The 2,111-nt window shown below is 51.2% G+C and carries 3 protein-coding genes; 1 reads left to right on the forward strand and 2 read right to left on the reverse strand.

All coding sequences use genetic code 11. The features are described 5' to 3' along the window. Positions 1-816, reverse strand: an 816-nt coding sequence (locus BBW68_RS10515) for a DNA-binding protein (protein WP_276325388.1), incomplete at its 3' end; no start/stop codon positions are given. Positions 817-830: 14 nt separating this feature from the next. Further along, positions 831-1,097, reverse strand: a complete 267-nt coding sequence (locus BBW68_RS10520; protein ID WP_070135322.1) for a helix-turn-helix domain-containing protein — start codon at positions 1,095-1,097, stop codon at positions 831-833. A gap of 166 nt (positions 1,098-1,263) precedes the next feature. Between BBW68_RS10520 and BBW68_RS10525 the strand changes: the two genes are divergently transcribed. Next, entirely contained in the window at positions 1,264-1,827 is a 564-nt protein-coding gene (locus tag BBW68_RS10525) for a helix-turn-helix domain-containing protein (RefSeq protein ID WP_070135323.1), read from the forward strand. Positions 1,828-2,111 lie beyond the last annotated feature (284 nt).

Raw genomic sequence — 2,111 nt, forward strand, 5'->3', positions numbered from 1 at the left:
CTTCCGTAGCAAGGATAACATGATCTCGTTGTCTCCGTACTGTTCAACCGACCACTTCGCAAACTTCTCGTATGCCATCATGACGGTGGGTTTGTTGGTATCGCGCCAGAAGCGCATAAAGTCCGGCATCCATGAATACTGGAATACCTCTTTTTTGCTGACCTTACCCGGTGCCAGCAGAGCCATACGCTCGCCCACCGTATTCGCAGCCATCCAGGCTGACAGCCAGCGCTGAAGCGTTGGCACGCTGACCCCGGCGCGGGTGGCACCCTTGCGGGCGTTGGCGATATCGGCGGCCCGCTGCACATAATCTGGCAGCGTCCCGGCGACAGAAGCGTCGGCAATAAACTCGACCGCCTGTTTGCGCTTCATGCTGAGACCGCCGTTTTCGCTGTTGTCCATAAGGCGTAACACCTCCTGAACCAGCACCATCCGCGCATCGCCGACTGCTTTCTGGCTGTCGGTCAGCTCGCGCAGCTTCTTCTCCTGCAGGGCCGGACATTTACGATATAACGCCAGCTCGCGCTGCACTTTCTCGCCACCGGCTCCCGTGACCAGCTCACTGGTGGTGGTCGCCCTGGCCGGAAGGGAAGCAGACTGTGCCAGCAGCTGACGCGCCATGCGGGCCTGAACAGCTTCACGTGCGGCGTCCGGCAGACAATCAACGTGATACTCGAAAGCTTTAGTGCCCTGACGGCGGCGGCGCAGCGAATCATTACCTCCGGTCAGCTTATCCAGTTTGTTACGAATGTTATGTCCCATGCTCGGCATACCAGGCAGGGATGAGCATTCCTTAGCGGTTAACCAGACAGACATCTCATGCCCTCCGATCACGCGCTCTGGCGATTATCTGAGCTGTAACGGCTCGGCCAGATTACATCTGGTGAAAGCCCGATTTTTTGTGCGATAAGATGCTCATATCTCGGAACGTGGCGATAAAACGCGTTACGCAGGGAGCCAGCACCAATTCCCAACTCAGCTTCCAGGACTGGCACGCTGAAACCTGCTTTTTTGAGCGCTGCGATGATGAGGTCGCTGGGCCAGTCCTGACCGGGAGTAACGAAGACATGTGTCAGATCTTGTTTAGGAAACTGCATTGTGTGATCCTCTCAGGTTTATCTAACCCGATAATCAAATCAGGTTATCGGATGCATTTAAATCTATGCAAACAATAATCCGCAGTCAAATGAATTTATCGGTTTTTTGTCCGCACTTTCTGGTGTGCTTTTAGGGCTTATAGTGCTTATTTAGTGAGGATAAACAATGGGATATAAAGAAAAGACCGAGCCAAACACAAAAAACCGAGATCGGATTTTTGTGTCGAGTGGAATAAACCGATTTGGTGAACGCCTGAAAGAGGCTATGAACGGTATGAGCAACAATGAGCTTGCCAGAAGGAGCGGGATGTCAGAGACCACCGTAAGGAAATATCTTCGAGGTGATATCTATCCCGGTATAGATAGCGCAGCTCTGGTTGCTGAAGCGTGTGGCGTTTCGCTTGTATGGCTTGTTTGTGGGGTCGAACAAAAGGTCGATACTGAGGGAGCAACGCCACAATCACCGGTTGACCCGGTATTGGATGCCATCTTACAACGCTTGCCTGCAGAGCAAGGTCGTATTCTGGCGGATGCCATCATTCTGCGTGGTGTTTCAGGCATTATTTCAGCCCTAAATGGCATGTCAGCTATGGATGAGTTTCTACAAATCCCTGAAAGCGATAGAGAGCGCGTGCTGCGCCTTTATAGGCAGATTAAAGAGGGGGATTCTGAGGGGGATCAAGAGCCAGCACCAGGCGACCCGCTAGCAAACCACCAGCGGGCTGGCTAAGTAAGCGTAGACAGCCGCTAGCTGTCAGATGTAATGCATATTTTTTTAGAGATTATTGAGTTCGACCAACTTTCTTAGTCGCCTGCTTAAACGAGAATCAAAAGCGATTTAAACGCAGTTCAAACTCACACAAGTAACAATCATTCGAGTATCAAATACCGTTCGAAAAAATCAGTTTTAAATCATTTTTTCGCGGCGTGTATCAAATCCCACATTTCGACCAATGCCGCGCCAGTCAAAGGATGTCGGTGTTCTTGAGGTATACACGATCAGTATCAAAATGA

It is taken from the genome of Candidatus Erwinia dacicola (assembly GCF_001756855.1).
Taxonomy (GTDB): Bacteria; Pseudomonadota; Gammaproteobacteria; order Enterobacterales; family Enterobacteriaceae; genus Erwinia; species Erwinia dacicola.